Annotated in this window: 18 protein-coding genes; 11 read left to right on the plus strand and 7 right to left on the minus strand. The window is 73.6% G+C overall.

Going from position 1 to position 24,153, the window contains the following annotated elements; all coding sequences use genetic code 11:
* Nucleotides 1–524 precede the first annotated feature (524 nt).
* Both AB0K36_RS16985 and fxsA read left to right on the plus strand, forming a co-directional pair.
* Nucleotides 525–1,340, plus strand: coding sequence for a polyprenol monophosphomannose synthase (locus tag AB0K36_RS16985; protein WP_189473659.1), 816 nt, complete (start codon nt 525–527; stop codon nt 1,338–1,340).
* A 46-nt stretch (nt 1,341–1,386) separates the two neighbouring features.
* Nucleotides 1,387–1,959 (plus strand): FxsA family membrane protein, encoded by a 573-nt coding sequence (gene fxsA / locus AB0K36_RS16990; RefSeq protein ID WP_364594421.1) that lies wholly within the window; start codon nt 1,387–1,389, stop codon nt 1,957–1,959.
* A gap of 170 nt (nt 1,960–2,129) precedes the next feature.
* On the opposite strand, the gene AB0K36_RS16995 is transcribed toward fxsA, so the two are convergent.
* From AB0K36_RS16995 to yczE, 4 genes are all read right to left on the minus strand, one after another.
* Nucleotides 2,130–2,504 carry an RNA polymerase-binding protein RbpA gene (locus tag AB0K36_RS16995; protein ID WP_003959706.1) on the minus strand — a complete coding sequence of 125 codons (375 nt, stop codon included), beginning with the start codon at nt 2,502–2,504 and terminating at the stop codon, nt 2,130–2,132.
* A 266-nt stretch (nt 2,505–2,770) separates the two neighbouring features.
* Nucleotides 2,771–4,129 carry an MFS transporter gene (locus tag AB0K36_RS17000; RefSeq protein WP_364594424.1) on the minus strand — a complete coding sequence of 453 codons (1,359 nt, stop codon included), beginning with the start codon at nt 4,127–4,129 and terminating at the stop codon, nt 2,771–2,773.
* 61 nt (nt 4,130–4,190) lie between these two features.
* Complete coding sequence (locus AB0K36_RS17005) at nt 4,191–4,955, minus strand: glycerophosphodiester phosphodiesterase family protein (RefSeq protein ID WP_364594427.1); 765 nt, start codon at nt 4,953–4,955, stop codon at nt 4,191–4,193.
* Nucleotides 4,952–5,671 carry a membrane protein YczE gene (gene yczE, locus AB0K36_RS17010; protein ID WP_364594468.1) on the minus strand — a complete coding sequence of 240 codons (720 nt, stop codon included), beginning with the start codon at nt 5,669–5,671 and terminating at the stop codon, nt 4,952–4,954. The genes AB0K36_RS17005 and yczE overlap by 4 nt, the downstream gene beginning before the upstream one ends.
* Nucleotides 5,672–5,701: 30 nt before the next feature.
* Between yczE and AB0K36_RS17015 the strand changes: the two genes are divergently transcribed.
* Nucleotides 5,702–7,201 carry an SCO1417 family PLP biosynthesis transcription factor gene (locus tag AB0K36_RS17015; RefSeq protein ID WP_364594430.1) on the plus strand — a complete coding sequence of 500 codons (1,500 nt, stop codon included), beginning with the start codon at nt 5,702–5,704 and terminating at the stop codon, nt 7,199–7,201.
* Between the two features lie 69 nt (nt 7,202–7,270).
* On the opposite strand, the gene AB0K36_RS17020 is transcribed toward AB0K36_RS17015, so the two are convergent.
* Both AB0K36_RS17020 and AB0K36_RS17025 read right to left on the minus strand, forming a co-directional pair.
* Complete coding sequence (locus AB0K36_RS17020) at nt 7,271–8,854, minus strand: hypothetical protein (RefSeq protein ID WP_364594432.1); 1,584 nt, start codon at nt 8,852–8,854, stop codon at nt 7,271–7,273.
* Nucleotides 8,855–8,887: 33 nt separating this feature from the next.
* The gene (locus AB0K36_RS17025) at nt 8,888–9,082 is read right to left on the minus strand and encodes a hypothetical protein (RefSeq protein ID WP_005320068.1); all 195 of its coding nucleotides are present in this window, start codon (nt 9,080–9,082) and stop codon (nt 8,888–8,890) included.
* A 295-nt stretch (nt 9,083–9,377) separates the two neighbouring features.
* Between AB0K36_RS17025 and AB0K36_RS17030 the strand changes: the two genes are divergently transcribed.
* The 5 genes from AB0K36_RS17030 (at nt 9,378) to AB0K36_RS17050 (ending at nt 14,980) form a co-directional block, all read left to right on the plus strand.
* Complete coding sequence (locus AB0K36_RS17030) at nt 9,378–9,770, plus strand: ankyrin repeat domain-containing protein (protein WP_189473665.1); 393 nt, start codon at nt 9,378–9,380, stop codon at nt 9,768–9,770.
* Between the two features lie 267 nt (nt 9,771–10,037).
* Nucleotides 10,038–11,456 carry a HEAT repeat domain-containing protein gene (locus AB0K36_RS17035; protein ID WP_364594436.1) on the plus strand — a complete coding sequence of 473 codons (1,419 nt, stop codon included), beginning with the start codon at nt 10,038–10,040 and terminating at the stop codon, nt 11,454–11,456.
* Nucleotides 11,457–11,682: 226 nt separating this feature from the next.
* Nucleotides 11,683–12,807, plus strand: coding sequence for a glycosyltransferase family 4 protein (locus AB0K36_RS17040; protein ID WP_364594439.1), 1,125 nt, complete (start codon nt 11,683–11,685; stop codon nt 12,805–12,807).
* The gene (locus AB0K36_RS17045) at nt 12,804–13,973 is read left to right on the plus strand and encodes a glycosyltransferase (protein WP_364594442.1); all 1,170 of its coding nucleotides are present in this window, start codon (nt 12,804–12,806) and stop codon (nt 13,971–13,973) included. The genes AB0K36_RS17040 and AB0K36_RS17045 overlap by 4 nt, the downstream gene beginning before the upstream one ends.
* A 53-nt stretch (nt 13,974–14,026) precedes the next feature.
* A complete protein-coding gene (locus tag AB0K36_RS17050; protein ID WP_364594445.1) occupies nt 14,027–14,980 on the plus strand; it encodes an SGNH/GDSL hydrolase family protein in 954 nt (317 codons plus the stop codon).
* Between the two features lie 56 nt (nt 14,981–15,036).
* Here AB0K36_RS17050 and AB0K36_RS17055 read toward each other — a convergent pair whose 3' ends face one another.
* Nucleotides 15,037–16,314 carry an MFS transporter gene (locus AB0K36_RS17055; RefSeq protein ID WP_364594448.1) on the minus strand — a complete coding sequence of 426 codons (1,278 nt, stop codon included), beginning with the start codon at nt 16,312–16,314 and terminating at the stop codon, nt 15,037–15,039.
* A gap of 358 nt (nt 16,315–16,672) precedes the next feature.
* Between AB0K36_RS17055 and AB0K36_RS17060 the strand changes: the two genes are divergently transcribed.
* The 3 genes from AB0K36_RS17060 (at nt 16,673) to AB0K36_RS17070 (ending at nt 24,134) form a co-directional block, all read left to right on the plus strand.
* Nucleotides 16,673–18,217, plus strand: coding sequence for a hypothetical protein (locus tag AB0K36_RS17060; protein ID WP_364594450.1), 1,545 nt, complete (start codon nt 16,673–16,675; stop codon nt 18,215–18,217).
* Nucleotides 18,218–18,356: 139 nt separating this feature from the next.
* Complete coding sequence (locus tag AB0K36_RS17065; protein WP_189473671.1) at nt 18,357–19,280, plus strand: hypothetical protein; 924 nt, start codon at nt 18,357–18,359, stop codon at nt 19,278–19,280.
* A gap of 39 nt (nt 19,281–19,319) precedes the next feature.
* Nucleotides 19,320–24,134 carry a coiled-coil domain-containing protein gene (locus tag AB0K36_RS17070; protein WP_364594453.1) on the plus strand — a complete coding sequence of 1,605 codons (4,815 nt, stop codon included), beginning with the start codon at nt 19,320–19,322 and terminating at the stop codon, nt 24,132–24,134.
* Nucleotides 24,135–24,153: the final 19 nt, after the last annotated feature.

A 24,153-nucleotide genomic window follows, 5' to 3' on the forward strand; every position in this document is an offset into this window, starting at 1 on the left:
CCGGGCCGCATTCCCGCCGCTCCGCCTCGACCTGCGGATCTTCGCCCCTGACCTGGCGGTTCCGGTAATTCTCGCTGATCAGGCGACTGTTGACAGCGAGCGCCCACCGGCCGGTAGGTTCGGGACAGTCCACCGAAGAACTCCGACCGGCAACCTCCACGCAAGTCGTCGAACGCCGCTGGGTCATGGGGTGGTGTGCCGCACCGGCGCACCACCGCTGGGAGCCAGGTTCAGCGCCCGCGCCTCGGGGGCAGAGGGAAGGTTTCCGCCGGCCGGCAGGTGCGACCCGGGTGGGGCCCGGCGTTCAGTAGACAACGGCTCTCGGTCGACCCGCAGCCAGCGGGCCCCAGGTCGGCCCGAAGGACGCCGGGCCCGATCCGCTGCGTCCGGCCGGGCCGCGGGCCGTTCCGTCCCCCGCTCGGTGTCCTCGTCGCCCCGTCGCCGCCGGGAAGATCCGTGCCGCCGGAAGCGCCCCGCCGGGGCTCGCTATGGTTGGGCTCTGCGACGGACTTTAAGGGGCAGCAGTGAACGACGGTGGTGCGGTTCCCCATGGTGGACCCCAGGGGAGGCGGTACGGCCCGCTCGGCCGAGCGTTGGTGATCATTCCCACCTACAACGAAGCCGAGAACATCCGGTCGATCGTCTCCCGGGTGCGCGCCGCCGTGCCCGACGCCGACGTGCTCGTCGCCGACGACAACAGCCCCGACGGCACGGGCAAGTTCGCCGACGAGCTCGCCGTGCAGGACGAGCAGGTGCACGTCCTGCACCGCAAGGGCAAGGAGGGGCTCGGCGCCGCCTACCTGGCCGGCTTCCGCTGGGGCATCGAGCACGACTACGGCGTCCTGGTCGAGATGGACGCCGACGGCTCCCACCAGCCCGAGGAGCTGCCCAGGCTGCTGACCGCCCTCAAGGGCGCCGATCTCGTCCTCGGGTCCCGCTGGGTGCCCGGCGGGCGTGTCGTGAACTGGCCCAAGCACCGCGAGATCCTCTCGCGCGGCGGCAGCACCTACTCCCGGCTGCTGCTCGGTGTGCCGCTGAGGGACGTCACGGGCGGGTTCCGGGCCTTCCGTGCCGAGACCCTGGAAGGCCTCGGCCTCGACGACGTCGCCTCGCAGGGCTACTGCTTCCAGGTCGACCTGGCCCGGCGGGCCGTGGCCGCCGGATTCCATGTCGTCGAGGTCCCGATCACCTTCGTCGAGAGGGAGCTCGGCGACTCGAAGATGAACAGGGACATCGTCGTCGAGGCCCTCTGGCGCGTCACCGCGTGGGGAGTGGAGGAGCGGGCCGGCCGCCTCCTCGGCCGCAAGGCGTCACCGCCCCGGCCTCCCCGATCTTCCTGACAACCCCCTTACGCCGCTCCGGCAGGCGCCCAGGCACACTGGGAGCATGACGACCGGCGCACCGCCCCCGACCGCCCCGAGGCGCTCCCGCGCCCGCACTTTCGTCCCCTTGGCCATCGCCGCCTGGCTGGTCCTGGAGATCTGGCTACTGACCGTCGTGGCGGACGCCGCCGGCGGCTTCGCCGTCCTCGGGCTCCTCGTCGGCGCCGCGGTGCTCGGTGCCGTGGTGGTCAAGAGGGCGGGGCGGCGGGCCTTCGCCAACCTCACCGCGACGCTTCAGCAGCAGCCGGGCAGCCAGGAGGCCGTGCCGCCGGGGCGCGCCGAGGGCAACGGACTGCTGATGCTCGGCGGTCTGCTGCTGATGCTGCCGGGCCTCGTCTCGGACGTGGCCGGGCTGCTGCTTCTGGTGCCGCCGGTCCGGACCCGGCTCGGCCGGGCCGCCGAACGCTCGCTGGAGCGGCGGATGAACGCCGCGAGGGCCGGCGGCCTCGGCGACGCGTTCCAGCAGGCTCGCATGCGCCGCCCGGACGGCAAGGTCGTCCAGGGCGAGGTCATCCGCGAGGACGGCACGCGGCCCCGCGACGACGAACCCGGGCAGCGGCCACCGCTGGCGCCCTGACCCCCTGATCCCGCGCCCCGGCGCGGCCCTTCCATGACGGCGGGCGCCGCACGGGGCCGCGCGAAGGCCCGAGGTCCACGGGTGCGAACACGACGAGAGCCGCGGCCGGCCCACACGGTGTGTGGGCCGGCCGCGGCTCTCGTGCTGCTCGCTTCGCGCGCCTGAACGCGCTACGCGGACTTGCGGCTGTCGCGCGGGTGCACCGCGATGTTCATGGCGCCGGAACGAAGGACCGCCAGCCGTTCGGCCAGCACCTCTTCCAGCTCCTCGCGGGTACGCCGCTCCATCAGCATGTCCCAGTGCGTGCGCGCCGGCTTGCCCTTCTTCTCTTCGGGGCCGTCCCCGTCGACCAGGAGTGCCTGGGCGCCACACGCCTTGCACTCCCACTCCGGCGGAATTTCCGCCTCGACCGAGAACGGCATCTCAAAACGATGTCCGTTCTGGCATGCGTACTCCACCGCCTGGCGCGGGGCCAGGTCGATGCCGCGGTCCGTCTCGTAGCTGGTAACCACAAGTCGCGTGCCGCGGAGAGCTCGCTCACTCATGAATCGTGCCTCCCGGGCTTGTCGCCCACAGGACAGGTGTCGCTGTCGTCGTCATCCGGTCAACGTCCGGTCGGCGGTAAAGATTCCCGTTCCGGGTCATGCGTCGCCCGTCGTGCCGCTGCTTTGCCATTGGTTGGGGTACCCACCAGTGCCCGGTTTGTCACATCTGACAGAAAGTGTCACCCATTGATTTCACTGTTCCAGCACGCAGTAACGGTCCGCCTGGCAAGCCAAAGGCGTACACTACCGGCCTTTCACTCAGGCGTCTAAATCCGCTCCGGTACCGGGTTCCCCGCGGCGGCCACCGCACGCCTCACGGGAACCCTCGCGAGCAGCACGAATCCCACTCCGAAGAAGATCACCAAAGAGATGATCGCGTCACGGTAGCTGCCCGACATCTGATACGCCAGACCGAACACGAGCGGTCCGAGCCAGCTGAGTCCCCTGTCGCTCATCTCGTAGGCCGAGAAGTACTCCGCCTCCTTGCCCCGGGGCACGAGATGGGAGAACAGCGACCGCGACAGCGCCTGGCTGCCGCCCAGGACCAGTCCGATGCCGGCCGCGAGGCAGTAGAACCACACCGGCTCGCCGGCGGGCAGGAAGTACCCCGCCGCCAGGATCAGGGTCCACACCGCGAGCGAGGCGAGGATCGTGCGCTTCGCCCCGTACGAACGGGCCAGCCGGCCCATGCCCAGTGCCCCCGCGACCGCCAGCACCTGCACCAGCAGCACCGCGGTGATCAGGGTGGTCTGGTCCAGGTCCAGTTCCTCCGAGCCGTAGACGGAGGCCTGCGAGATGACCGTCTGCACGCCGTCGTTGTAGACGAGGTACGCCAGCAGGAAGGAGAGGGTCAGCGGATGCCGGCGCATGTCCCGGAGCGTCGCGACGAGCTGCCGCCATCCGGAGCCGACCGCGCCCTCGCCGGACGGCGCGATCCTGCGGTCGCGCAGCCGGCGCAGCGGTATCAGTGTGAAGGCGCCCCACCAGAGACCGGCCGAAGCCAGGCAGATGCGGACCGCGTCGCCCTCAGAGAGGCCGAACGACTCGTGGCCCGAGTAGACGATCAGGTTCAGCACCAGCACGAGGGCGCCGGACGTGTAGCCGAAGGCCCAGCCGCGCGACGACACCGCGTCACGCTCGTCAGGGCCGGCGATCTGCGGGAGATACGCGTTGTAGAGGACCATCGACACGGCCAGCGCCGCGTTCGCCACGATCAGCAGGAGCGCGCCCAGCAGATACCGGTCGCCGTCCAGGAAGAACATTCCGGTCGTCGCCGCCGCCCCCACGTACGCGGCGACGGCGAGCAGCGGCTTCTTGCGGCCCGTACGGTCCGCGGCCGCCCCGGCGAACGGCATGATCAGCACCGCGAGAAGCACGGAGACCGACACCGCGTACGGGAAGACGGAGCCCGCCCGCACCGGGATGCCAAGGGGATGGACGAAGCCCTCGGCGTCCGCCGCGGCCTTCGCCACCGACGTCAGATAGGGCCCGAGGAAGACCGTGAGCACGCTCGTCGAATAGACGGAGCACGCGAAGTCGTAGAAGTACCAGCCCCGTTGCTCGCGTCTGCGTGCGCCGTCGTCATCGCCGGTGCCCTCGGTGCTTTCCGCCGTCTCCGCACTCACTCGGCGCCCCCTCGCTCATGCCGCCGCAGACGCCGGTGCCCCCGCGGCCGCGCGGGCGCGATCAGACCCACACTCCCCGGTCGGTCAGCACCGTGCGCAACGTCTCAAGATGATCGGTCATGATGCCATCCACGCCAAGGTCCAGGAGCCGGGCCATCCGGTCGGCGTCGTTCACCGTCCACACATGGACCTGCAGACCCCGCTCGTGGGCCGCGCGCACGAACCGCCGGTCCACCACGCGGATCCCGCCCTGCGTCTCCGGCACCTGCGCGCATACCGCCCCGCTGCGCACCGCGGCCGGTATCCCGTACGAACCGAGCCGCAGGCCGAGCACGCCCCGCACCCCGTACGAGGTCGCCAGGCGCGGACCCGCGAGCCGCGTCGCCCGCGCCACCCGGGCCTCGGAGAACGAGCCGACGCACACCCGGTCCCACGCCGCGGTGCGGCGGATCAGCTCCACCAGCGGCGCCAGCGCGGACTCCGCCTTCAGGTCCACGTTCCACCGGGCCTCGGGGAACTCCTCCAGCAGCTCCTCGAACAGCGCCAGCGGCTCGCGGCCCGCCACCCTCGCCCTGCGTACCTCGCTCCACGGCAGGGCGGCGATCCGCCCTCTGGCGTCGGTCACCCGGTCCAGCGTGGTGTCGTGGAAGGCGACGAGGTGTCCGTCCGCCGTCGTGTGCACATCGGTCTCGAAGTAGCGGTATCCGGCCGCGGCGGCCCGCCGGAAGGCCTCCGCGGTGTTCTCGATGCCGTCGGCCGCCCCGCCGCGGTGGGCGAAGGCGAGCGTGGCGGGGTGGTCCAGATAGGGATGGCGTATGCGGGTCACCGCGGCAGTATGGCCTGCGAGGGTGACCCGGTGGCGACCACGGTGCTGCGCCCGTCCCTCTCCTGAACGGCGAACAGGCGCAGGAACAGCTGCGCCAGCGGGCCGATCGCCAGCGCGTACGCCACCGTCCCGATGCCGACGGAACCACCGAGCGCGAACCCGGTCGCGACGACGGCGACCTCGATCGCGGTGCGCACCAGCCGGATCGAGCGGCCCGTCAGCCGGTGCAGGCCGGTCATCAGGCCGTCCCGCGGGCCCGGCCCGAAACGGGCCGCGATGTAGAGACCCGTCGCCGCGCCGTTGAGCACGATGCCCGCGGCCATCAGCGGGATCTGCCCGGCGAGCGCCGTCACCTGCGGTACGAGGGACAGGGTGGCGTCCATGGCGATGCCGATGACGAACACGTTGGACACGGTCCCGAGGCCGGGCCGCTGCCGGATCGGTATCCACAGCAGCAGCACCACGGCGCCCACGATGATCGACACCACGCCGATCGTCAGCCCGGTCAGCTCGGCCAGCCCCTGATGCAGCACCCCCCACGGTTCGAGGCCGAGCCCGGCCCGCACCAGCAAGGCGGAACTCGCTCCGTACAGCGCGAGGCCGACGTACAGCTGAAGCAGTCGGCGGGTGAGATGCGCGGACACGATGGCGCCCCCTGTCTGGTGTTCGTGGACTGACGCATGACACTCTGTGGCTATGGAACGACCGGCAACCATGGCCAATTCGAGGAAGGTGGACCGACTTCCATGACGCAGTGGACTTCTGCCGTGGGCGCGGCCCAGCTCGCCCGACAGCTCACCTCCCAGCAGGCGCGCCCCGCCGGACCCGGCACCCGTAAGCCGCCGGCGTACCGCGCGCTCGCCGACGGCATCCGCCTGCTCGTCCTCGAGGGCCGCGTGCCGGTCGCGGCACGGCTGCCCGCGGAACGCGAACTGGCGCTGTCCCTCTCGGTCAGCCGCACCACCGTCGCCGCCGCGTACGAGGCGCTGCGAGGCGAGGGCTTCCTCGAGTCCCGCAGGGGCGCCGGCAGCTGGACCGCCGTGCCCGCCGGGAACCCGCTGCCCGCCCGCGGACTCGAGCCCCTGCCGCCGGAGTCGCTCGGCTCCATGATCGACCTGGGCTGTGCCGCCCTGCCGGCACCGGAGCCGTGGCTGACCCGGTCCGTCCAGGGCGCCCTCGAGGAGCTGCCGCCCTACGCCCACACCCACGGCGACTACCCCGCCGGTCTGCCCGCCCTGCGCCAGATGCTCGCCGACCGCTACACGGAACGCGGCATCCCGACCATGCCGGAACAGATCATGGTCACCACCGGCGCGATGGGCGCCATCGACGCGATCTGCCACCTGTTCGCCGGCCGCGGCGAACGCATCGCCGTCGAATCGCCCTCCTACGCCAACATCCTCCAGCTGATGCGCGAGGCCGGTGCACGGCTCGTGCCCGTCGCCATGGCCGAAGGCCTCACCGGCTGGGAGCTGAACCGCTGGCGCCAGGTGCTGCGCGACGCCGCGCCCCGCCTCGCGTATGTCGTCGCCGACTTCCACAACCCCACCGGCGCCCTCGCCGACGAGCACCAGCGCCGGGCCCTGGTCGAGGCCGCCCGCTCGGCCGGGACGGTGCTCGTCGTCGACGAGACCATGTCGGAACTGCACCTTGACCCCGACATCGAGATGCCCCCGCCCGTCTGCTCGTTCGACCCCGCGGGCTCCACCGTCCTGACCGTCGGCTCTGCCAGCAAGGCCTTCTGGGCGGGCATGCGGATCGGCTGGGTCCGCGCCGCCCCCGACGTGATCCGCTCACTCGTCGCCGCCCGCGCCTACGCCGACCTCGGCACGCCCGTCCTGGAGCAGCTCGCCATCAACTGGCTGATGCGCACCGGAGGCTGGACAGAGGCCGTCTCCATTCGCCGGGAGCAGGCCCGCGACAACCGTGACGCGCTCGTCGCCGCGGTGCGCAGGGAACTGCCGGCCTGGGAGTTCGACGTCCCGCGCGGCGGCCTCACCCTCTGGGTCCGCACCGGCGGCCTCTCCGGCTCCCGCCTCGCCGAGGTCGGCGAGCGCGTCGGCGTCCGGGTTCCGTCGGGCCCGCGCTTCGGGGTCGACGGCGCTTTCGAGGGCTACGTACGCCTGCCGTTCACCGTCGGCGGCCCGGTCGCGGAGGAGGCGGCGGCCCGCCTCGCCGCGGCGGCACGCCTGGTCTCCAAGGGGGCGACGACGGGCACGGAGGCCCCGCGCACGTTCGTGGCGTAGCCCTGGTGCCGCTCCGTGACGCTGTCGGACCGGGCGATCGCCCGGTCCGACAGCGTTGTGCCGGGCAGCTCAGGGCTCCGCCGGGACCGTGGGCGGACAGAGCGGCTTCGCCGGGATCACCGGCGGCGCCGGGGGAGCTTCGGGGGTGTCCGGCCCGGGAGGCAGGAGGGCCAGGACCGCCTGCCGGTGGGCCTCCGCCGTCGCGTCGTCGAACGGGTCGGGTGTAGCCGGGACCTGGAGCCGCAGGACCGGGCCGTTGCCCAGCCGTGCGTATCCCCGGCCGGCCGGGACGTCGGAGACGGGCGTGGTGCGCGGGGTCTCCCCGAGCACGGACCGGATGTCGTCGACGCCGGCCCCGCCGAGCACCACCCGGGCACGGGTGTGGGTGCGTACCGCCTCGGTCAGCGCGTCGACGCTGTCGAACTGCTCGGCGACGACCACCGTCACCTGCGCGGCCCGCCCGTGCCGCAGCGGCACGGACAGCAGCTCCTGAGGATCCATGTGCCCGTCGGCCGCGGCCAGGTGTCCGAAGACGCTGGGCCGGTCCACCAGGATCCACAGCGGCCGCCTGGTGTCCTCCGGGGCCGGCTGCCCGGCCTGCCGGGCCCGGTTGGCGGCGATGAGCCGCCGCTCCGTCTCGTGGGCGGCCCACTCCAGGCTCGACAGCGCGCCCGCGAGACCGCATTCGACGGCCAGGACTCCCGCGCGGCCGACGAGACAGGCGTATTCGCCGGTTCCGCTGCCCTCCACGATCAGTACGTCCCCGTGCTGCAGCGCCTGCAGGGCGATGGAGCGGAGGAGGGTCGTGGTGCCGCTGCCCGGTTCGCCGACGGCCAGCAGGTGCGGCTCCGTGGAGCGGGGTCCGGTGCGCCAGACGACCGGGGGCGCCTGGACGGTCCCGTCGCCCGTGACGACCGGCACCGTGCGCTGGACCGCGTCCGCGTCGGTGAAACCGAGGACGGTCTCGCCGGGGACGGTGACGAAGCGCTGGGCGGCGATGCCGGTGGACAGGGCGGGCAGCACGCTCATCACGAGCTCGTTGCCCTCCTCGTCCCAGGTGAAGAGATATTCGCGCCCCCGCCCGGACTTCGCGTGCAGCAGTTGCTCGATCCGGGCCCGGGCAGTGGCCTCGCCGTCGGTGAAGTACGCGGGATACGTGACGCGCAGCCGGGTGAGGCGGCCGTTGCCGTCGAACTCGTACTCACTGAAGGCCTTGCCCCACTCCCCGCCGTGAGCGAACAGCGGAGCCGGGTCCTCGGGGACGGAGAAGTACGGGACGAGTGCTTCGTACAGCGCCCGCAGCCGGGCGGTCTCCGCCTCGTTCGGTCCGGTCCTGACCGGGGTCCTGGCACGGCCCTGCCAGGCGGCCGCGGCCATCACCGTGATCAGGGCGACCAGCGGCCCGTACGGGATGAGCGCGACCACCAGGACGCAGGCGGCGACAAGGAACAGGGTCGGACCACGCCGCTCCTTGGGGGTGCCGGCCCACTTCTGCCGGCCCTTCGCGGCGAGCTTCCGCAGACCGCGGGAGACCGTGATCAGCGGATGGAGGACGTCCGTGGCGCTGTCGGCGGCCGTGCGCGCGATCTCTCGGCTGCGGGTGATCTGCGCGCTGCCGCTGCTCAGAATGCGGGGGAGTGGACGCCGGGCCACATCGTCTCCTGTGGGTGCCGAAGGGACAGGCGGTCAGAACTTGATCCCGCCCAGCAGACCGGCCAGGCTCGTCGTGCCTGCCTGGATGCTGGGGGCGATCGCGGTGCCGGCGAGGAAGAAGCCGAACAGCGCGGACACGAGCGCGTGCGAGGCCTTGAGGCCGTCCTTCCTGAAGAACAGGAAGACGATGATGCCGAGCAGCACGACGCCTGACATGGACAGAATCATGAGGTTCTCCTGGGTGAGGGGACAGTCACCATGAGTTCTTCCAGGCTTACCGAAAGTATCTATGTGACAAAAGGTGCAAAAGAGTGAAATTCTCGGCATTTCACTGCACTGGCGGACGGCCGGTCGTTGCCCGGCGGGCAGAGGGCCGGACCGCGCGGCACAGTGCCTCCGCGACGGGATCCATTGCCACCGCCGGGCCGCGTCATGTCGGCCGCCGGGCAGTACCCTGTCGATTCACTCGTACGGCTGCTCCTGCCGTGCGGGCCAGGTCAAACGGTGAAAGGCGGTACGTCCGATGAGTGAGGTCCCGGACCCCGAGGTGATCGAACTCGCGACCAAGGTCTTCGACCTGGCGCGCCAGGGGGAGACCGAGGCGCTCGCCGCGTACGTGGACGCCGGCGTCCCGGCCGACCTCACCAACGACAAGGGCGACACGCTCGTCATGCTCGCCGCCTACCACGGCCACGCGGCCGCCGTGGAAGCGCTCCTCGCCCGCGGCGCGGAACCGAACCGGGCCAACGACCGCGGGCAGACCCCTCTCGCCGGCGCCGTCTTCAAGGGGGAGGACGCCGTCATCCGCGCCCTGCTCGCCGGAGGCGCCGACCCCGAGGCGGGCACCCCGTCCGCGGCGGATACCGCGCGGATGTTCGGGAAGACGGATCTTCTGGAGCTGTTCGAAGGCCGCTGAGCGGCTCGCGGGCCGCTGTGCAAGGGCCACCGCGGGGGGCGCCGTAAATGTGGTCGCGGTGGCGAAATGGGTGGGTCATCATGACGTCAGCCCCATCCCGGACGACATCAACCGGGAGTTTCCCCTGGGGCCACCGAAGAGAGGCAGAGGAAGATGGTCTACACCGAGCGGAAGACGCGTACGACGACGGGCGGCCCTGCATGCTGCTGCGTGGCCTAGGCACATCAGTCCCCGGTTGCGTCGACAGCTTGATGTGAGGCATTTTCCATGTTCGATCCAGTCATAGCGCCGAGCGGCACCTTGCTCGGCCTGCTGCAGAGGGGCCGTGGCGACGGCACGCTGCACGCGCTCGCGGCCCCGCGGGCCGAAGCGCTCGCCGCCCTCAACCACTGCGTGCTCAACGACCCCCGCCACGACTGGCAGGTCGAGAACCGCTCCCTGTACTACGCACGCCTCTACCTCGATCTCCACGGCAGTCTCGAGGAGATCGAACGGCACCTGTGCGACGCCGACGACCACCTCGACACCGAGGAGTGCCGGACCGGTCTCGCCCTCGCGGTGCTCGGACATCTCGCCTCCTACGGCAGGGGCGACGCACTCGCCCTGCTGCGGCAGTACGCGAGGAACGGCGCCAACTGGGCCTGGGCGCTCGACGAGCTCGCCCTCCGGGACGACGACGCGGGGCTGCGGGCACTGGCCCTCCCCGTCCTGTCCCGGTTCCCCGCGACCCCCGAAGGCGACGCCGAACTGGCCGCCGCGGTGCGCGACTCCTTCGAGCCGCGGCCCTGGCGGCTGTGGGCGGAGGACGCGCGGGAAGCCGTGGGCGCCAGGATCAGGGCCGCACAGGAAGCGGGCTCCTTCGACCGCTGGCAGCGCCAGATGCGACCCTCCGGGCCCCGGCCCGGCTGGAGCGTCCAGGCAGTCCTGGACTGGGCGGACGAGGGCCTGGAGCGAGGCAGCGCCTTGCACGTCCCGGCAGCCCGGTGCCTGACCGCCGTCGCGGGTCCGGAGGACCGGCCCGCCATCGTCGCGGCGGCCCGCAGCGGCCCGGACGGCGCGCGCTGCGCCGCCCTCCACTACCTCGCCGAGTCGCGCGACCCCGTCGTCCTCGACCTGATCGAAGCCGCGGTGGGCGCCGGTTCGAGGACCGTCGCCGAAGCCGCCGTCGCCGCCTTCGAGCGGATGTGCGGCGAGGAGGCCGTCGACCGCGCACGGGCCTGGGTGCACCGCCCCGACGCCCTGGGCGCCTCCGCGGCCGGCGTGCTCGCCTGCCGGGGCGTCCCCGCCGACGCACAGCTCGTCCTCGGCGCCCTGCGCGAGACGGTGCGGGGCGACGGCCCCGACTCGCCCCGGCTGTGGACCCTGGTCGACGGGGCGGGACGGCTCGGCATCGCCTGCGCCGCCCCCGTCCTGCGCCATGTGTACCGGGAAACCGCCTCCTCGCATCTGCGGGGCCGCGCCGCCAGGGCCCTCGCCACGACCGATCCCTCCTTCGCCACCGGCTTCGCCGTCGAATGCCTGTGGGACTGCGAGGAGACCACCAGGGAAGTCGCCGCACGCCACGCGGAGACGGGTGACGTACGCGTCGCCGACCGGCTGCGCCGCCTCGCCGCCGACCCCGCGGAGGAGGCCGAGGTGCAGACCGCCGTGCGGAGCCGGATCGGCCCGGACCGGCCGACGGTGTGACGGACGGGCCCGTGACGGACCCCGGCGCCCCGGGGTCCCGGAACGGCGGCCTCCCGCCTTGCCGTCGCGGAACGGCGGCACCCCGCCCCGCCGATGCCTGTGGGGGAGGGTGACCGGCGGCTGACACCGGTTGACGCCCGGCCCGGACACAAACGCTCATGGGACGTTCCACATACGGAAAGATCCACGTTGGCGCAGCCACTCCGGGGCCGACGACAACACGGGTATGCGTGTCGTCATCGTCACCGAATCCTTTCCGCCAGACGTCAACGGTGTGGCGCACTGCGCCCAGCAGACCGCCCGGCATCTCGCCGCCCGCGGTCATGAACCGCTCGTCGTCGCCCCGGCCACGGCCGGGGCGACGAGCTGTGACGCGGCCGCCCCCTACCCGGTGGTGCGCGTGCCCTCGCTGCCGCTGCCCGGCTATCCGCAGGTACGCGTCGCCCTGCCCAGCCGCCGGGTCGCGGCGGCGATCACCGCGCACCGGGCCGACCTCGTCCACCTCGCCGGCCCGTTCGTGCTCGGGGTGCGCGGCATGGCCGTCGCGGCACGCCTCGGCCTGCCGGCCGTCGCCGTCTACCAGACGGACCTGGCCGGCTACGCCCGCACCTATGTAGGAGCGGGCGAGGGTGCCGCGTGGCGGCGCATCAGAGCCGTGCACGGCGCCGCCGACCGCACGCTCGCGCCGTCCACCGCCGCCGTGCGCGACCTCGAGGAACACGGTGTCCAGCGCGTGCGGCTGTGGCCGCGCGGAGTGGAGACCACACGCTTCCGGCCGCAGCTGCGGGACGAGGAACTGCGCCGCACCCTCGCGCCGGACGGCGAGGTGATCGTCGGATACGTCGGCCGGCTCGCACCCGAGAAGCACGTCGAACTCCTCGCCGGGGTCTGCGCGCTGCCGGGCGTACGGCTCGTCGTCGTCGGCGACGGCCCCAGCGGGACGGCACTGCGCGCCGCCCTGCCCGGCGCCGTCTTCCTCGGCCGGCGGACCGGCGACGACCTCGCCCGGATCTTCGCCTCGCTGGACGTCTTCGCGCACACCGGCCCCTACGAGACGTTCTGCCAGACCGTGCAGGAGGCCATGGCCTGCGGGATTCCCGTGATCGCGCCGGCCGCCGGCGGCCCGCTCGACCTCGTCGCCCACGGCCGGACGGGGCTCCTCGTGGAGCCCCACAGCGCCGACGCCGTACGCGCGGCGGTCGCGGCGCTCGCCGGCGACCCCGCCCTGCGGGCCGCGTACGGGCGTGCCGGGCTGGCCGCGGTCGAGGGCCGGACCTGGGCGGTGGTCGGGGACCTGCTGCTCGACCACTACGCCGATGTGCTCGGCGCGCGTACGGCGGTGGCCGCGTGAGCGGGGGAGGCGGGCTGCGCATCGTACGTCTGGCGAACTTCGTCACTCCCTCGTCCGGGGGGCTGCGCACCGCGCTCGCCGAACTCGGCCGCGGCTACGCGGCCGCGGGCCACGAGCCGGTGCTCGTCGTCCCCGGTGAGGTGGAGAGCGACCGGCTGACCGGGCAGGGGCGCGTCATCACCCTGCCCGGGCCGGAGATCCCCGGCACCGGCGGGTACCGGGTGCTCGCCGGGCGGCGCCGGCTGCGCGGACTGCTGGAGGAACTGGCGCCCGACCGGCTCGAGGTCTCCGACCGCACCACACTGCGCTGGACCGGCGAGTGGGCGCGGCGGCGGCGGATCCCCTCGGTGATGGTCTCGCACGAGACCGCCGACGGAGTGCTGCGCACCTGGGGCCTCTCCGAGTCCGTCGCCGCCGCCACCGCGGACCGGCTGAACCGCCGCAGCGCATGGGCCTATTCACGGATCGTCTGCACGACGGAGTGGGCCGAGCGGGAGTTCGTGAGGATCGGGGCGCGCAATGTCGTACGGGCGCCTCTCGGCGTCGACCTGCGGCGCTGCAGGCCGGAGCGGCGCAGCGCGCTGCTGCGCGCCCGGCACGCGGCGGGAGCCGACGTACTGCTCCTGCTGTGTTCGCGGCTGTCCGTGGAGAAACGTCCCGCTACCGCCCTCGACGCGCTCGCCGCACTGCGCGGGAGGGGCCTGCGGGTGTCGATGGTCGTCGCGGGCGACGGGCCGCTGAAGGCCTCGCTCGTACGCCGGGCACACGCGGACCGGCTGCCTGTCCACTTCCTCGGCCATGTCCCCGACCGGGAGGCGGTCGCCGACCTCCAGGCGGCGGCCGACGTGTGCCTGGCGCCGGGGCCGGCCGAGACCTTCGGGCTCTCCGCCCTCGAAGCACTGGCCTGTGGCACCCCGGTCGTCGCCAGCGCCTCGTCGGCGCTGCCCGAGGTCGTGGGCGACGCGGGAGTCGCGGCGGCCGACACGGGCGCGGACTTCGCGGCCGCCGTCATGGACCTCCTCGCGCGCCCGGAGGAGGCGCGCCGCCACGCTGCACGGACGCGGGCCGAACTCTTCGACTGGCAGCGGTCGGTGACGGCGTTCCTCACGGCACACCAGGCGCTGCCGGCCGCGGACCCGGCGTCCGGCCCGGGAAGCAGACGATGACCCCGGCCGGGACGCCCGACCGCCTCCGGCCACCCGCGACGGTGGGGGAATCCATGGACGAGCGGGGCCACGGTCCCGGCGGCCCAGCCGCGCCGTCCCGCCGCACGGGTACGGCGCGCGGCGGCGGCCGTGCCGCGCGGACCGTACGGTTCGCGGCGCTCGGAGACTCGCTGACCGCCGGCGTCGGTGATCCCGTCGAAGGCGGCCGGAGGGGATGGGCGGCGCTGCTCGCCGGCACCATCGGCGGCGCCGGTACGTCCGTGGTCTTCCGCAACCTCGCCGTCAGCGGCGCCCTCAGTAAGGACGTCGCCGAGGTCCAGAAGCCCGCCGCTCTCACGTTCGCACCGGACATCGCGTCCGTCGTCGTCGGCGTGAACGACACCTTGCGCCGCACGTTCGACATAGCCGACGTCGCCCGGCGGCTGGACGATGTCACATCCGCCCTCGCCGCCCGCGGGACCGTGCTGCTGACGGCGTGCCTGCCCGACCCCGGCGCCATGTTCGGCCTGCCGGCCCCGCTCGCCCGCCCGCTGGCCCGACGCCAGCGGGCGGTCAACGCCGTGGTGCACGCGCTGTCCGACCGCTACGACACCGTTCACCTGCACGCGGCCGACGCGGCATGGGTGGCGGACCGCGCCATGTGGAGCGCCGACCGGCTGCACCCGGGGGAGCGCGGCCACCGGATGCTCGCCCGGCGCTTTTACGAACTGCTCGCCGCCCGCGGTCTCGCCGACGGCCACCCACCGGACGCCGAGCCCGATCAACCGCATCCGACCACGGCGGCAGCGCTGCTGTGGCTGGCGACGGCGGGCACGGCCTGGGTGGGGCGCCGCTGCACCGACCTGCTGCCGCAGCTGCTGCGGCTCGCCGGTGACGAGGTGCACCACTGGGCCCGCGGCACGAGCGCCCGCCTCGACCGCAGCGCGGAACTCGCCCTGTCCGCGGCGCTCGCGGCGATGTCACCGGCCGTTCCCGGCGCGCACCTCGGGCCGGGAACGGGGGACTGACGGGGCGCGCCGGCCGGTGTCGAGTCACCCGCCGCGCGAGGCCGTCGTGCGGCAGGTCAGAGGAGTTCGCGGTCGCGCGTCTCCGGCAGGCCGGTCAGGGCGAGCACGGCGAGGCCGTAGCCGGCGGCGCCCAGGACCAGGGCACCGCCCACGCCCCAGCTGTCGGACAGGAATCCGACGAGCGTGGGCAGGAACGCGCCCACCGCGCGGCCGCTGTTGTAGGTGAAGCCCTGTCCGGTGCCGCGCACCGCCGTCGGGTACAGCTCGCTCAGGAACGAACCGAACCCGCTGAAGATGGCCGACATGCAGAACCCGAGCGGGAAACCGAGCACCAGCAGCAGACCGTTGGAGCCCGGAGGGATGTTGGTGTAGGCGAGGATCCCCACCGAGGACAGCACGGCGAACAGCGCGATGTTGTTCTTCCGGCCGATCCGGTCGGTGAGGTAGCCGCCGGTCAGATAGCCGATGAAGGCGCCGGAGATGAGGAACGTGAGATACCCGCCGGTGCCGACGACCGTCAGCCCGCGCTCGGTCTTCAGGTAGGTGGGGACCCAGGTGGCGAGCGTGTAGTAGCCGCCCTGGACGCCGGTGGACAGCAGTGTGGCGAACAGTGTGGTGCGCAGCAGGTCCTTCTTGAAGATCGTGGTGAACGATCCGCGCGCGGTGCCGGCGCGGCGCAGTTCCGCCGCTTTCGGGGCGTCGCTCACATTGCGGCGCACGTAGATCACCAGCAGTGCGGGCAGCGCGCCGGTCCAGAACAGCACGCGCCACGCGGTGTCGGCGTCGACGAACCGGAAGACGAGGGTGTAGACGATCACGGCGAGCGCCCAGCCGGCCGCCCAGGCGCTCTGGACCGCGCCGAGCGTGCGGCCGCGGTGCTTGGCCGTGGCGTACTCGGCGACGAGGATCGCGCCGACCGCCCACTCGCCGCCGAAGCCGAGGCCCTGCAGGGCACGGAAGACGAGCAGGGTCTCGTAGTTGGGCGCGAAGCCGCAGAGCACGGTGAACACGGCGTACGTGATCACCGTCGCCATCAGTGCCTTCACCCGGCCGACGCGGTCCGCGAGGATGCCGGCGAGGGCGCCGCCGACCGCGGAGACGACCAGGGTGACGGTGGTGAGAAGCCCGGTCCTGCCGTTGTCGAGGCCGAAGTACGCGGAGATCGCCACCATGCTCAGCGGCAGGGTGAAGTAGTCGTACGAGTCGAGGGCGTAACCGCCGAACGCGCCTCCGAAGGCGCGCCGGCCGCGTGGGCCGAGGGCACGCAGCCAGGCGAACGTGCCGGTGTCCTCGGGGAGTCGGTCGTGCTTCGGCCGGACCTGGGGCGTGCTCATCTGCACCTCGCTGGGGGAGGAGAGCGGGAAGGAGCATCTGACGGTGTACGGTCACGCCAAGGTAGAGGATTGTTGAACGATACGGCAAGAGTCGTGTTGAGCGTTCCCGCTGTCGCCGCACGGTCGGGGCACGGCGGCGGCGTGACGGACGTGCACTCCCTCCCCTTTTGAGCTCAACCGGCCGCGAGCAGAGGCAGATTGAGGAAGGGTCCCGACGTCCTCCGCCGGCGCCTTCGCAGGGAGCGCCGAGGCCGGCGGCGCAGGCGGCTCCCGAGACACGGCCGTCGCGGCCGCTGGTGCCGAAGGGCGCTCTGCGTCGTTTCGACCGTTGTCGGTGCGAGGACCTAATCTGTGCTCCGTGACTTCGCCTGCCTCGACGGACCTCGCTCCGCCCCAGCTCAGCGCGGGGCCGCGCCCCGCGCAGGGCCCGGCCGCCGACGAAGGGCTCGCGCGGCGGCTCCGCGCGCTCGCGTGCACCGCGCCCCTGCACGACCTGGACGTGCGCAAGGCGAATCTCGCGGGCGAGTACTCGGTCTACGCCATGGCGGAGGTCGCCCTCGCGGCCATCGACCTCGTCACGCTCAACATGGACTTCGACACCGGCGCCGACCACGACCAGATAGTCGCGCGCCTGCTTCCGCGCGTCGCCGCCCAGGCCCCGGGGCGGCCGGCCGCCGAGCACGAGCGCGTGGCCCGCTGGGTGCTGGAGAACCTGATCAACGTGGGCAGCGTGGACCGCGGCTTCCGCGCCGTGTACGGCACCTTCGGCCCGGACGGTGTCTACACCCGCCGTGACTACGACTTCAAGCTCATCGAGGAAGTCCCCGGCCACGACGGCACCGTCTATCTGCGCACCACCGACGAAGCGGTCAACGTCCTGGTCGGCGCACTCGACACCGATGTCACCAGCGCGCAGATCGCCGCGGAGGTGAAGCTCGAGGTGCTCATCAGCCGCGGCCGCCTCGCCGACGCGCAACTCGCCGCCGAGCAGGCCCGCTACCGGACCGTGCAGTACAGCGAGACACTGCGCCGCACCCTCGAGGCCACCCGGCGCAACGTCCGCGCCGTCGACTGGCTACGGACCGTCCCCGACATGATCGCCGAGGCGCTCGACCACGTCGCCGACCGCTACCGCCACGAGAACGCGATCCTCACCAACATCCGCAAGGCCCGTGACGAGGCCGAGACCGGCACCGATCCGAAGACGGCCGAGCACAAGCGGCGCGCCGCCGAGCTCGTGGACATAGTCAAGGACTGCATCCGGCGGCACACACAGCTGCAGTCCCGGCTGCTGGAGGCCGGACCTCTGTTCCGCGCCGAGCAGGACCGGCAGGCCTTCGCCCGGCCCACCGCCCGCAGCGGCCTCGACCTGTACGGCCAGCTGCTGGCTCCGCTGCTGCCGCTGCCCGTGGAATCGGCGATCCGCGTCACCGACGCGTTCTTCGCGAGCGGCACCGGGCTGCGCACACCGTCCTCCGTACGCGTCGGCGACCTGGTCGACATGCTGCTGACCCCGCCGGCGGAACGCGAACACCTCGGCGCGGAGATGCCGGAACCGGACCTGATCGCCACCCCCGACGACAGCCGCTTCAGCGAGGAGCAGCTCGCGAGCGCCATGGAACTGCTCGACCTCGAGCACGACGCGCCGCGCCGCCTCTCCGGGCTGCTCGCGGAGGCCCGCCGCCGGGACCCCGAACTGCCGTACCTGGTCGCGCTGCTGGCCGTCCACGCGGCGAGCCCGCCGGTCGGCACCGCGTACCGCCAGGGCGAGCAGCGCCTGCTGTTCGCCGTCGACGACGGCACCGAGCTCGACGACCCGGAGTTCGGCGGCGCCGACCTCATCGTCGGCACGGCGCTGCTCGACGCGGTGGGCATGGCGGCGGCGCGCGCGGAGGCGACATGACCTCCCACCGCGCCGGCCGCCCCGCTGCCGCACCGCCGTGCATGGACGCGACATCGAGCCCCCACCGCGCCGGCCGCCCCGCCGCACCACCGTGCCCGGCCCCCACCTCCGCCCCGACCACCCCAGACCGAGGAGCCCCGTGAGCGACCACCACGCCGAGCCCCCCGCCGCGTGGAGCGACCAGGCCGCCCCGCAGGGACCCCCCTCCGGCCCGATGTCCACCACCGCGTCCGGCGCCGGCGGCGTCACGCCCGCCGACGCGGCAGACGCCGCGCGGCTCGTCTCCTTCGGCCTTCAGCCGAAACTGCTGCCGGCCCGCGACGCCGAATACGCCGAACTGCTGCGGCGCTACCGCGAGGACCCCGCCTTCGCCCGCCTCGCCGACGCGGTCGCCACCGGCCTCGGCCTGGTCGTGCTGGAGGTGTCGCCCCGGGCGGGCATGGCCGTCACCGCGGGCGAGGACTCGGTGTTCGCCGTACGGATGGGCGACTACGCCCGCCGGGCCTCCGCCGAGTCCGCCGACCGCTTCCTGCACGGCCTGGCCCATCTCGCCGTCGCCGCCATGGCCTTCCCACGCCCCGAGGACCTCGCCGACGACGGGTACATCGGCAGGATCACCGTCAACGGCGTCGACGCCTTCGTGCGTCAGGCCTGCCGGCGTCTCGAGGAGCGCGCCGACGAGCAGGGCGACAACACCGACCCGGCGAGCGACGCCCCCGGCCTGGAGGCGGCCTGGCGGGTCTACGCACGCCGCAGCGCCACCGGCGCCACCAAGGACGCCCGCCGCCTCGCGGGCTCGACCACCGGCATCGTCGGCAAGGCCGTCGCCTTCCTCACCGACTCCGGCTTCCTCCAGCGGACCGGCGACGACGCCGGCGGCGCGTACCGCACCACCGCCCGCTACCAGTTGCAGGTCCGCGACATGGCGGGCAGCGCCGCGATGGCCGAGCTGCTGGAGCTGGGCGTCGTCCCGGTCGGCGACGGCTCCGCCACGCTGGTGGCGCCGCCCGACGGCGACGACCTCGACCTGGCCGCCGACGCCGGCCTGCCCTTCCACGCGTAACCGCCCGCGCAACTGTTAGACGACTGAGAGTCCGCCGCCATGTACGAGTTGTCCCGGGTCCGCCTCTACTCCATCGGTCCCGCCGGTGCGCGCTACGCCGACACCGTGCTCGACCTGCGCGGAGTCGGCGAGCCCGTGCCCGACCCCGCCCCCACCCAGGCGGAGTTCTTCGAGGAGGAGCCGGTCGGCCCGCCGCGCCGGCCCGCGCCCGCGGGTGTGCTCTTCCTCGAGAACGGCGGAGGCAAGTCCGTCCTGCTGAAGCTGATCTTCTCCGTGATGCTGCCGGGCCACCGCAACACCCTGGGCGGCGCCAGCTCGGGCGTGCTGCGCAAGTTCCTGCTCGCGGACGACTGCGGGCACGTCGCGCTCGAATGGCAGCACACGCTCACCGGCGAACTGGTCGTCGTCGGCAAGGTCAGCGAGTGGCGCGGCCGCCAGGTGTCCAACGACCCCCGAAAGTTCGCCGAGGCCTGGTACTCGTTCCGGCCGGGTCCCGGCCTCGGCCTCGACTCGCTCCCCGTGGCCGAGTCCACCGCCGTCCGCCCGCCCGTCGAGGGGGTCTCCGGAGCCCAGGGCCGCCGCCGCACCATGAAGGGCTTCCGGGACGCGATCACCGAGGCGGGCAAGGCGTATCCGCATCTCGACGTGTACTGGGAAGAGATCCACGACCGCTGGAACGAGCACCTGGGCGACCTCGGCCTCGACCCCGAACTGTTCCGCTACCAGCGCGAGATGAACGCCGACGAGGGCGAAGCGGCCGGCCTGTTCGCCGTGAAGAAGGACTCCGACTTCACCGACCTGCTGCTGCGCGCCGTCACCGACACCCGCGACACGGACGGCCTCGCCGACCTCGTCAGCTCCTTCGGCAACAAGCTGGGCCGCCGCGCGGAGCTCACCGCGGAGCGGGACTTCACCGCGGGCTCCGTCGACCTGCTCGGCCGGATCGTCGACGCGGCGGAGGCCAGGACCAGGGCCCGCGACATCCACGCCGGCGCCGAGCGCCGCACCCGCACCCTGGCACGCCGTCTCTCCGCCCGCGCCACGGACGAGCGCTCCCGCGCCGCGGAACTCGCCCAGCAGGTCACCGCCGCCGCGCACACGGTCACCGCCGCCGAGCAGGAACGCGACCGCAGCTCCCTGGTCGCCGCCGAACTGGCCTACCGGCACGCCTCCCTGGCACTCGCCGCCGCGGAGAAGGGCGCCACGGCACAGCGCCGTGAGCTCATCGACGCACGCACGCTCCACTCCGCATGGCTGGCGGCGGAGGCGGTGCTGCGCCACCGGGCGGCCGCCGACCGGTCCGCCCGTGTCGCCGCGGCGATCCGAGAGGCAGAACGCGACGCCGCCCCCGCGCTCGCCGCCCGCGCCAAGGCAGCCGGCGACCTGGTGCGCGCCCTGCACACCGCCGCGGAGGACGGCGAACGCGTCGCCAACGAGGAGGAGGAGCGTTCCCGCGCACTCCAGGAGACGGGCGAGGCCGCCCACCGCGACGCCACCGTCGCCGCGACCGAGGCGCAGCGCGCCCGCAGCGAGATCGGCCACCTGCGCCAGCGGCTGAGCGAGGTCGAGCAGGAGACCGCGGAGGCGGTACGGGCCGGATGGCTCGACGACACCGCTCCCGACGCCGATCCGGCCCGTGCCGCCCTGGCGGCGAGCGACGCCGAGAAGACCGCCGTCGCCGCGTGGGACGAGGCCCGTGAGGCGGCCCGCTCCACGGCGGACCGGGCGAAGGAGGCAGCCGCCACGGAGTCGCGCGCGGAACTGGCCGCGGCCCGCGCCGCGGACGCCGAGCGCGCCGCCGAGCACGCCTACGAAGCGGAGCGCCGCGCCGCGGAGTCCATCGCGGCGGACGAACGCCTCGCGGACCTGCTGAGTCTCGCCCCCGCGCTGCCCGTTCAGGTCCCCGCCCCGCGTACCGCGGCGGCCGACGCGCAGAGCCCCGCGACGGACGCACCGGACACCAGCCATGCCCACCGCCCGGCCGCAGCGGCCGAAGGGGACGCCGACGCGTCCGCGGGAAGCCGTTCCGGCCAGGTCCCCGGCGGCCGCCGGGGCACCCGCCGCACCGGCGAAGGGCCCCTCACCGTCGAGGAGTTCGACGGATTCGCCGGCGAATTGCGCGAACTGCTGGAGCAGTCCGTCTCATCCGCGGAACGGCAGCTCTTCGACCTGCGTACCGCCGCCGCCGACGACGCCCGCATCCTCGGCGCCCTCGGTGACGGCGGCCTGCTGCCACCCGGCCCCGACGTCCTCGCCACCGTCGAATACCTGGGCGAGCACGGCATCCCCGCCCTGCCCGGCTGGCGCTATCTCGCCCAGTCCGTCGACCCCGCCGACCACGCCGCCGTGCTGGCGGCGCGACCGGAACTGGTCGACGGTGTCGTGATCACGGACCCCGCCTCGCACACCCGCGCACGCGAAGTCCTCGCCGGCGCGGCCCTGCTGCCGCGGTCCGCCGTGGCCGTCGGGACCGCCGCCGCGCTGCTCGCCCCCGTGCCGCAGGGGAACGCCGGCGGGGACGACGGCGTCTTCCTCGTGCCGCCGAACCCCGCGATGCACGACGAGCACGCCGCCGACGAGGAGCGTCACGCGCTGCGGGCCAGGGCGGCCGCGCGGGACGAGGAGATCCGCGTACTCGCCGCACGCCTCGCCGCCGACCGGTCCCTCGCGGCCCGGATCGGCGCGTGGCGGGCGGACTGCCCGCCCGGAATGCTCGCCGAACTCGCCGAAGGCGCCCGCACGGCCCGCGAGGCCGCACGCGAAGCTCAGGAGACGCTCGAAGAAGCCCGCACCGCCCGTGCCGAGGCGGACGAGGTGGCGGCAGACGCCGCCCGCGTACGCGACGAGCGGCAGGAAGCGGCCCAGCGGGCACGCCGGGTCGCGGACGCCCTCGCCGGCCTCGCCTTCCGGCTCCGCGAACGGGCGGGCTGGCAGGTGAAGCTCCGCGAACTGGCCGACGAGGCCGCCGAGTCGGAGGCCCGCGCCGCGACCTGCCTCGAGCGGGCGAAGGCCGCCGACGAGGACCGCAGGGCCGCCCAGCGCGCGGCGGACGACGCACGCCGAACCGCCCGCGCGCTGCGGGCGGAGCGTGCCGAGATCGCCGGAGCGCCGGAAAGCCTGCCGGAGCAGGACGACCGGACACCGCGCACCTCGCTGCCCGCCCTGCGCGAGGCGTACCGTGCGGCCTCCCAGCTCTACGAGAAGGTCGGCGTCGGGGCGGACCTGCGCGCCGAACAGGCCCGCGCCGAGAGCGACGAGAGCGCCGCCCTCGCCGAACTCGACCGGCTCACCAACAAGGTCCGCACCCGCGCGGCCCAGCTCCTGGAGGGCACGGACGGCGCCGACGGCCCCTCCCGCCAGGCGGCCGTCGTCCGCGCGGAGTCCCTGGTGCAGATGCTGGAGACGCGCGCCTCCGAGGCCAGCGAGAAGCTGGGCCGGCTGCGCGGCGAGGCCGAGCGGCTGGCTCCCGCCGACGGCGAGTCGCACACCGAGCTCCCCGACGACCTCGTCCCCGCCGACGCCGAACACGCCCAGACCCTCCTGCGCACAGCCACCGCGGGGCTGGCCGCCTGCAACGACACGCTGGAGTCGGCCCGCGCCGCCCACGCCGGACTGCTCCACGCCCACCGGGCCGCGGAGGACGCGGCGGGCGGCTTCGACGAGACGGCCGCGCTGCTCCGGGACCTGCTGCGCGACCACCACCAGGACGACGAGCCGGCGCAGAGCCCGGAGCCGTACCCCGGCACCCTGGAAGAGGCACGCCACTCCGCCGCCGAGGCACGCCGCTCGCTGCGCGGATGCGCCACCGACCTGTCCACCGCGGAGGCGGCCGTACGGGAGGCGAGCGACGTACTCGTCCGGCACGCCAACTCCACCCGCTACGAGCAGGTGCGCACCCCGGCCCGGCAGCAGATCCGCGAACTGCCCGCGGCCGCGCTGCCCGAGCACGCGGCGAAGTGGGCCGAGGCGTTCGCGCCCAGGCTGCGCGTGCTCACCGACGAGCTGGAGCAGCTCGAGCGCAACCGCGACACCATCGTCGACCGGCTGCGCGGCCTCGTGGAGTCCGCGCTGGCGACGCTCCGCTCGGCCCAGCGGCTCTCCCGCCTGCCGGAAGGCCTCGGCGAGTGGTCGGGACAGGAGTTCCTGCGGATCCGCTTCGAGGAGCCGGACCAGGCGACCTTGGCCGAGCGGCTCGGCGAGGTCATCGACGAGGCGACCCGTGCGGCGGTCAGGAAGAACTCCGACCTGCGCAGGGACGGGATGTCGCTGCTGCTGCGCGGAGTGCAGGCCGCTCTCGAACCGCGGGGCGTGGCCGTGGAGATCCTCAAGCCCGACGCGGTGCTGCGCGCCGAGCGGGTGCCGGTCGGGCAGATGGGCGACGTCTTCTCCGGCGGCCAGCTGCTGACCGCGGCCATCGCCCTGTACTGCACGATGGCCGCGCTGCGCAGCAACGACCGGGGCAGGGACAAGCACCGGCACGCCGGGACGCTCTTCCTCGACAATCCCATCGGCCGGGCCAACGCCACGTATCTGCTGGAGCTCCAGCGCGCGGTCTCCGATGCGCTGGGTGTGCAACTCCTCTACACCACCGGGCTGTTCGACACGACGGCGCTGGCGGAGTTCCCGCTGGTGATCCGGCTGCGCAACGACGCGGACCTGAGGGCGGGTCTGAAGTACATCAGCGTCGAGGAGCATCTGCGCCCCGGTCTGCCCCAGGTGGATCCCGGCGACGCGACGGTGCACGGGGAGATCACCGCGACCCGTATGTTCAAGCGCGCGCCGCTGCCCGAGCAGGCGACGGGGGAGCAGCCGGCGACCAGCTCCCCGGACCCGGCGGCGCACGGTCAGGCGTAGCGGGCCCGCTACGCCTGAC

This window comes from Streptomyces kurssanovii (assembly GCF_040677245.1).
Classification (GTDB): Bacteria; Actinomycetota; Actinomycetes; order Streptomycetales; family Streptomycetaceae; genus Streptomyces; species Streptomyces kurssanovii.

Bases quoted from the DNA above. Each gene is read 5' to 3' on its own strand.
- AB0K36_RS17015 (WP_364594430.1), top strand. From the start codon at position 5,702: ATGACGCAGTGGACTTCTGCCGTGGGCGCGGCCCAGCTCGCCCGACAG.
- AB0K36_RS17025 (WP_005320068.1), bottom strand. From the start codon at position 9,082: ATGATTCTGTCCATGTCAGGCGTCGTGCTGCTCGGCATCATCGTCTTC.
- AB0K36_RS17040 (WP_364594439.1), top strand. From the start codon at position 11,683: ATGCGTGTCGTCATCGTCACCGAATCCTTTCCGCCAGACGTCAACGGT.
- AB0K36_RS17035 (WP_364594436.1), top strand. From the start codon at position 10,038: ATGTTCGATCCAGTCATAGCGCCGAGCGGCACCTTGCTCGGCCTGCTG.
- AB0K36_RS17070 (WP_364594453.1), top strand. From the start codon at position 19,320: ATGTACGAGTTGTCCCGGGTCCGCCTCTACTCCATCGGTCCCGCCGGT.
- fxsA (WP_364594421.1), top strand. From the start codon at position 1,387: ATGACGACCGGCGCACCGCCCCCGACCGCCCCGAGGCGCTCCCGCGCC.
- yczE (WP_364594468.1), bottom strand. From the start codon at position 5,671: ATGGTTGCCGGTCGTTCCATAGCCACAGAGTGTCATGCGTCAGTCCAC.
- AB0K36_RS16995 (WP_003959706.1), bottom strand. From the start codon at position 2,504: ATGAGTGAGCGAGCTCTCCGCGGCACGCGACTTGTGGTTACCAGCTAC.
- AB0K36_RS17055 (WP_364594448.1), bottom strand. From the start codon at position 16,314: ATGAGCACGCCCCAGGTCCGGCCGAAGCACGACCGACTCCCCGAGGAC.
- AB0K36_RS17050 (WP_364594445.1), top strand. From the start codon at position 14,027: ATGGACGAGCGGGGCCACGGTCCCGGCGGCCCAGCCGCGCCGTCCCGC.
- AB0K36_RS17030 (WP_189473665.1), top strand. From the start codon at position 9,378: ATGAGTGAGGTCCCGGACCCCGAGGTGATCGAACTCGCGACCAAGGTC.